At 67.6% G+C, this 6,866-nt stretch carries 7 protein-coding genes and 2 tRNA genes; 5 read left to right on the top strand and 4 right to left on the bottom strand.

The features are described from left to right. A partial coding sequence (locus SFU54_RS09050; RefSeq protein WP_319015953.1) for a hypothetical protein occupies positions 1–415 on the bottom strand: 415 nt, incomplete at its 3' end. Between the two features lie 86 nt (positions 416–501). Then, the gene (locus SFU54_RS09045) at positions 502–861 is read right to left on the bottom strand and encodes a hypothetical protein (RefSeq protein WP_319015952.1); all 360 of its coding nucleotides are present in this window, start codon (positions 859–861) and stop codon (positions 502–504) included. 238 nt (positions 862–1,099) lie between these two features. Here SFU54_RS09045 and SFU54_RS09040 point away from each other — a divergent pair, with 238 nt between their 5' ends. Together SFU54_RS09040 and SFU54_RS09035 are read left to right on the top strand one after the other, a co-directional pair. Next, the gene (locus tag SFU54_RS09040; protein WP_319015951.1) at positions 1,100–1,936 is read left to right on the top strand and encodes an inositol monophosphatase family protein; all 837 of its coding nucleotides are present in this window, start codon (positions 1,100–1,102) and stop codon (positions 1,934–1,936) included. Positions 1,937–2,538: 602 nt separating this feature from the next. After that, positions 2,539–3,411, top strand: a complete 873-nt coding sequence (locus SFU54_RS09035) for a M23 family metallopeptidase (RefSeq protein ID WP_319015950.1) — start codon at positions 2,539–2,541, stop codon at positions 3,409–3,411. Positions 3,412–3,456: 45 nt separating this feature from the next. Here SFU54_RS09035 and SFU54_RS09030 read toward each other — a convergent pair whose 3' ends face one another. Next, complete coding sequence (locus tag SFU54_RS09030) at positions 3,457–5,166, bottom strand: glycoside hydrolase family 13 protein (RefSeq protein WP_319015949.1); 1,710 nt, start codon at positions 5,164–5,166, stop codon at positions 3,457–3,459. A 147-nt stretch (positions 5,167–5,313) separates the two neighbouring features. Between SFU54_RS09030 and SFU54_RS09025 the strand changes: the two genes are divergently transcribed. Beyond that, positions 5,314–5,385: transfer RNA gene (locus SFU54_RS09025), tRNA-Thr, on the top strand. A 45-nt stretch (positions 5,386–5,430) separates the two neighbouring features. Continuing rightward, a tRNA-Met gene (locus SFU54_RS09020) sits at positions 5,431–5,504 on the top strand. A gap of 111 nt (positions 5,505–5,615) precedes the next feature. Here SFU54_RS09020 and SFU54_RS09015 read toward each other — a convergent pair. Continuing rightward, a complete protein-coding gene (locus tag SFU54_RS09015) occupies positions 5,616–6,218 on the bottom strand; it encodes a hypothetical protein (protein WP_319015948.1) in 603 nt (200 codons plus the stop codon). 367 nt (positions 6,219–6,585) lie between these two features. Here SFU54_RS09015 and SFU54_RS09010 point away from each other — a divergent pair. After that, a partial coding sequence (locus tag SFU54_RS09010) for a hypothetical protein (RefSeq protein WP_319015947.1) occupies positions 6,586–6,866 on the top strand: 281 nt, incomplete at its 3' end.

Here is a 6,866-nt window from a genome sequence, read left to right as displayed (position 1 = left end):
CTGCTCGAGGGTCGTTCTCGGCCGCAAGCAGGAGCTCGGTCACGGTTTGTGTCACGAACTCCTTGTCGTCCGCATGATTCCAAACGGTCATGGCCAGCGAGTGGCCCAACTGGTGGCTTCGCTCAGGGCTCGATTGCTGGGCCGACTCAGCTCGGACTGTCGACTTGCAGCGCTCGGCCATCTCGTCGACGCTCAGACCGACGTGCTCTAGCAAGGCGATTGCCTCCGACCGCGTGTACGTGGTTCGGCCGTGGTACAGGTCTCGCGCGCGCTTGATCGGTACTCCGAGGATTTCCTGCAGCGCAGCCCCTCCGCGGCCGTGACTGCAGGGTGCCGAATTGAGGAATCGATCGTGGCAGTTGACGAGCGCGCCGCGCACCTGTCGTGTGAATTCTTCCGACTCGAAGTCGATCATGTTGATACCGTGCATGTGTCCTAGTTCCTCTCTTGAACTGGGGCTACGCCCTCGTCCCGTTGCCGCGGGCCGGGGGCATCTTTACTTCACACGCTCGGTTGAGCGGGCGTCTCTATAGATGCGACGTACATGTCGCCGTCGCGCTTGAGCCGCATTCGTTGCCCGTGTGGCAGTGCGTAGCGATCGACGAACTCTTTCGAGGTGATCGTCGCCTGACTGGCGGCGCGAGAGACCTTGAACGTGTCGCTGCTCGGTTCAGTTGCGCGCTCGATCCCGATCCGTCTCGTCTCCGCATCCCACAACAGGCGTACATGCTCAACGCCAGCGAGGAGTCGCATCGCAGCTGCGTTGAGCACGAGGCGCCCGCCGCTGAGGATCCGGAGCGTGGGAACGCCCCTGCCTGAGTCGGAAGAGCGCACCGGCTGGAAGGGCTCGAATGGCTTCATGGCTACAAACTAAGATGAATAACGAGGAATGTCAACAAGAGCGGCTCGTGTGTGCGCTCGTGTGTGCAAACTGCTCGGGATGCGCGGGGAAGGGAGGGGACTGGCATTCTCAGACCGGGCGCCCTGCCCGCAGAATCTCGGGGCAGGCGGTACCGTAAGGAATAGAAAGGTACCCCCGGCAGTTCTCTGTAAATCAGCCGTCTTCGACTTCGGGGGTTCGAATCCCTCACTCGCCACCATGTCTTCACCACAGCCCGCGACCGACGAACTGCTGTCGATCGCGCGCGCCGTTGCTCTCGAGGCCGGCGCGCTGATCGTCGAGGCGCGTCGCGGCGCCGTCTCGGTTGCCGCGGCGAAGTCGTCGTCGGTGGATGTTGTCACGCAGGTCGACCGCGATGCCGAGTCGCTCATCCGCGGGCGCCTCGCCGAACTGCGCCCGGGTGACGGCTTCTTCGGCGAAGAGTCGGGGGCGGAGCAGGGCACGACGGGTCTCACCTGGGTTGTTGACCCCATCGATGGCACGGTCAACTTTCTCTATGGCATTCCGCACTACGCCGTGAGCATCGCCGTGGTCGAGGGCGAGCCCGACCCGCAGTCGTGGCGCGCGCTCGCCGGAGTCGTCGTCAACCCCGCGTCGGGCGAGCTCTACACCGCCACTGCGGGTGGGGGAGCGCACCTCGACGCGCAGCCGTTGCGCGTCGCCGAGGCGACCTCGCTCGAGCAGTCGTTGCTCGCCACGGGGTTCGCCTACCGGGCCGAAACCCGCGCCGAGCAGGGCGCCGCGGTCGCCCAGCTTCTGACGCGCGTGCGCGACATTCGCCGCATGGGTACGGCGTCGCTCGACCTCTGTGCCGTGGCCGCGGGACGCGTGAACGCCTACTTCGAACGCACGCTGAATCCGTGGGATCACGCGGCCGGCGCACTCATCGCGACCGAAGCAGGAGCCGCCGTCGAGGGGGTGCCCGGCGCTCGTGCTGACCATCGATTCACGCTTGCGGCGCATCCCGATTCGATGGGCGACCTTCGCGTTCTGTTGGCCGAGGTCGGCGCGCTTCCCCCCTCACAGTTGCCCTGACGGCATCGATGCGGCACCCCTGAACGAGCCGCGAATGGCCCCGCTCGACTTTCGCTCTGGGCGAGACCGGGTTAGGCTTTACCAATCCGTGATAATCCGCCGCGTATCGTGGTGGGCGCGGTGAGCCGGTTCGTGACTCTTGAAGGAGCCCGAACCGTGCCGGCCGCCCGGCCCCGCACCGAACGATACGTACCCGATTTCTGAGGCTGACTGAGACCGTGACTGCAGAGAACCCGTGGCTGGCGGGAGGTTCGAACCCCGAACCGACCGACGCCGAGAGTGACCCGTTTCGGGCACTCGGGTTCGGATTCTCTGAGGAATCCCCGACGACTTCACCGGATTCGGGCGCATCGAATGCCGGCGTCGTTGTCGCCCAGCCCCGGTGACCGCGCCAGCAATGCCCGGTGAGGCCGCTCCAACGAGCCGCCGCGCCTTGCGCGAGGCCCAGCGCACAGAGCCCGTCGTTCCGGCCGGCGCACAGAGCCCGTCGTTCCGGCTGGCGCACAGAGCCCGTCGTTCCGGCCGGCGCACCGAGCCCGGCGGTCTCGCCCTCTGCTCCGTCGTACGCTGCTTTTTCGCACCCTGCGGCCTCGAGCCCGGCGGTGTCGAACCCCGCGGTGTCGAACCCCGCTGCTTCTTCTCGCCGTGCCGCCCGCGCCGCGGTGGCCGCGCCGCCGCCTCGACCGACCTCGGCACAGGCCTCGCCGCGTCCCGTCGCGGCGCTCTCGACGCGAGTTCCCCTCGGTCGTCGTGTTGCCAAGAAGGCCTTCCCTCCCGCGGTCATGCTCGCGGTTGCATCGCTGCTCGTCGGCACCTCCGTTCCGGCGAATGCTCTCTTTGATCCGGATGCCCCGCCCGCCTCGATGGCCCTGTCATCGATTGCCGATGCGAAGGTTGCGGAAACAGTCGAGGTAGAAGGTCAAGTGATCGAGGCGGAGGCCGCGAGTGATATCGCGACAACTGCCGCGTCGCGCGACGCGTGGACGGTCACGTCATACGCCGAGATGCTTCGCTTGCGCTACGGCAGCACCAACTACTCGTACAACGCTTCGGGCACCGGTCCGATTCGTTGGCCGTTCCCCTTCGCGGCCCCCGTCACGTCAGGCTTTGGTGACCGCGTGGCTCCGTGTCGCGGGTGCTCGTCGTACCACCGCGGTGTTGACTTCGATGCCGGATACGGTGCTCCGGTTGGCGCAATCGCCGACGGCATCGTCACCGCCGTTGGTCGGTCAAGCTCGTTCGGCTACCGCGTCGAGATCGAGCACATCATCAATGGCCAAAAGGTCATGTCGCTCTACGCGCACCTCATCGACAACAGTTCGGTGTTGACCGTCGGGGCACCCGTGGTCGCTGGCGAGATCGTCGGAGCGGTCGGCGATACGGGTCTGTCGACGGGCCCGCACCTTCACCTCGAGATTCACGTCGACAGTGTTCCCGTCGACCCCTTCGCCTGGCTCGTCGCGAACGCCGGGTAGCGCGCGAGCGACGGTGCGTGCACCATCGCTCGCGCGACGTGCCACCTAGTTGGTCACGATCCAGACGGTCGTGTCGCCCGCAATCGTCGTGCCGTCGTGCGGACCGCTCGCGAGCACGATGCGTCCCGCGGGGAGGGCGATCGGCTCGGTTCCCGTGTTGGCGATCACCGTGACGTCGCCGTTGCGCACCGCAACGACCTCACTCGCAAAGCCGTCGAGCCACGAGACCGAACCCGTGCCCAGCGCGTACTGCGTCCGCAAGGCCAGCGCCGAGCGATAGAGCTCCAGCGTTGAGTGGGGGTCGGCCTGCTGACGATCGCGCGCGTAGTCGGCGAAGGTGGCAGGCTGAGGCAGCCAGCTCTCCCCGGAGTGGCTGAAGCCGAACGCCGGAGCGGAGTGTTCCCACGGAATCGGCACACGGCATCCGTCGCGGCCGTAGACCTCACCGTTGGTGCGGTGAAAGCTCGGGTCTTCGCGCACGTGGTCGTCGAGCTCGATGACCTCGGGCAGGCCAAGCTCTTCACCCTGATAGAGGTAGGCGCTACCGGGCAGGGCGAGCATGAGCGCGCTCGCCGCACGGGCGCGACGCAGGCCCAACTCTTCGTCAGGCTTGTCTTCTGACTTCGGGCCGAGGCCGGTCGCGGTGTGGGCACCCGGAACGCTAAGGCCGTAGCGGCTGGCGTGGCGCACGACGTCGTGGTTCGACAGCACCCACGTGCTCGGCGCTCCCACCGCGCTGAATGCCGCGATCGACTCGTCGATCACCGAGCGCAGCCGCGCCGCATTCCAGGGTGTGCCGAGGTAGCTGAAGTTGAACGCCTGGTGCATCTCGTCAGACCGCACCCACAGGGCGGCCTTGGCCAGCGGCTCGACCCACGCCTCGGCGCAGAGCACGCGGTCACCCTCGTACTCGTCGAGCACACGGTGCCAGTCGCGATACACCTCGTGCACCTCGGGCTGTGCCCAGTAAGGAACGTCGTCGGGAGAGGAAATCGCGTCGGCAAGCCCGCCCGACTCGGCAGCCTCAACGATGTCGGGGAGTCCGTCTTTCTTCATGAGCCCGTGAGCAACGTCGACGCGGAACCCATCGACTCCGCGGTCGAGCCAGAATCGGAGGATCTGGCGGAACTGCTCCCACACCCAGGGGTTCTTCCAGTTGAAGTCGGGCTGCGAGCTGTCGAAGATGTGGAGGTACCAGGGGCCGGGCGTGCCGTCGGCCTCGGTGATGCGCGTCCAGGCGTTGCCGCCGAAGACCGACTTCCAGTTGTTGGGCGGCAGCTCGCCAGTGTCACCGCGGCCGTCGCGGAACATGAAGCGGTCGCGCTCGGGTGATCCGGGCCCGGCGGCGAGGGCATCCTGAAACCAGGGGTGGTCGCTCGAGCAGTGATTGGGAACAAGGTCAACAATGACGCGCAGGCCGAGCTCATGAGCGCGGTCGCGGAGCACGTCGAAGTCGGCGAGCGTGCCGAAGAGCGGGTCGACGTCGCAGTAGTCGCTCACGTCGTAGCCGGCATCACGCTGGGGAGAGCGGAAGAACGGCGACAGCCAGACAGCGTCGACACCGAGGTCGCGCAGCGACTCCAAGCGAGAGGTGATGCCGGCGAGGTCGCCGATGCCATCACCACTCGCGTCGGCGAACGATCGCGGGTAGATCTGGTAAATGACGGCCGATCGCCACCACTCAGAGCCCGGCTGGGCGGAGTGCTGGTGGTCGATGGCCCGGTACGTAGTCGAGGAGGGGGTCTCGGTCGGCATCCCGCCACCTTATGACAGGTATTCGGCGAAAGTGGAATCGGTTCCACTCCGATTGAGGGCGTCAATCGACCGGATGCGAGGTTCGGGCCTTCGGTCGTCAGGTGCTAATCTTCTCTGGTGCCAATCGCCGTTCGCGGTGGTGGCAGCGCCCCGATAGCTCAGTGGTAGAGCACTTCCATGGTAAGGAAGGGGTCGTCAGTTCAATCCTGACTCGGGGCTCCGGTTCTCTCAGCGCGGCCTCGCGGCAGCGCGGAGTTCCTGCCCGGCGGGGTAGCTCAGGTGGTTAGAGCACACGGCTCATAATCGTGGTGTCGCGGGTTCGAGTCCCGCCCTCGCTACCGTTTCAGAGACTTCCGCGGCCTGGGCTGGCGCCGTGAACGCTCGTCCGCGTCCACGGGGTTCGAGTCCCGCCCTCGCTACCGTTTCAGAGACTGCCGTAGCGTCCGCGCTCAGTAGCCGGTGCGCTCGTCCATGAGCCGCTGCAGGTCGGCGAGCACGCCGGCGATCGACTCCCGGCGCTCCTCCTCCGACTGCTCCATGGCGGGCTCGCGGGGGATGAGCCGTGCCTGCATGAGCTCGTCGAGGGTCTCGGCCCGCGCCCGCAGCGCGAGCTCGTGCAGGAAGGCCTCGTCGTCGCGCGCCGCCTCGAGCTTCTCGACGACGCCCCGCAGCGTGCGGCTGCGGGCGGCGAGGCGATCGGCCTCGTCGCGCTTGCGGCGCACCTTCGCCCGCTCGCGCTTCGACGAGGCCGCTCGCGACTCCCGCGGGGTCGGCGCGGCGCGCACGCTCTCCTCCGACAGCCGCTCGGCACCCGCGCGCTGCTCGGCGATAAGCGTCTCGAGGGCCTCGCGCGCCAGCGCGATCGCCTGCGGCTCGCTCCACGCCGCGCCGTCGCGCAGGATGCGCAGGATCACCCCGTTCTTGACGGCCAGCCGCAGGGCCGACACCGCCACGAGGTACCCCTCGTCGATCTGGTGCCGCAGATCGCGGGGCAGCTCCGCCGGCCGCGCGCCGACCACCGGTGCGGGGGCGGGCCAGAAGCGCATGATCACTCTCGCGGCGAAGGGGGCGGGGTGCTTCCAGGGTAGAGCCCGTGCCTGCGCGATCGCCGGGCGAGCGGCGGCCGGGCATCCCGTCGGATTCGTTCGCGACACGCCGAAAACACAACATCTAGGGGAATGACACGCGTGTGATTCCCGTTATATAGTGAGACCCCAGCCGCCACGGGCGGAGGATTCACCACCAGAGGAGGTCCGATATGGACAACGAAAACGACACCGTCGGTGGCTACGCCGTGCCCGTCGACCCGATGGACCTGCTGCAGTGCGAGAGCTGCCAGTAGCCGCACGCTGACGACATCATCCGAGACCCCGGTTCGCCACTGACGGCGCACCGGGGTTTCGTGCAGCAGGAGGGCCCATGAGCATCGAGGCGGTGAGCGGTTCGATGGACGACGCGGTCGGCGCCACCATCAGCACCGACGCGCGCCCGCGCCTGGCGAGCGACGCCGAGGTGCTCGACCGCGTGCACCGCACGCTCGGCCCCGTCGACGTGGTCGCCGAGCACACTGGAGCGCACCGCCTCTCGCGCGTGCTGCACGTGGTGACGCGCGGCGGCGAGCAGGCGGTCGTCAAATGGCATCGGGATGCGGGGCCGCACCGTCGCGAATCCGAGGCCCTGCAGCAGTACGCCGTGGCGCT

This window comes from Microcella sp. (genome assembly GCF_033763155.1).
Lineage (GTDB): Bacteria > Actinomycetota > Actinomycetes > Actinomycetales > Microbacteriaceae > Microcella.
This window is presented reverse-complemented; position numbering and strand designations above follow the sequence as displayed.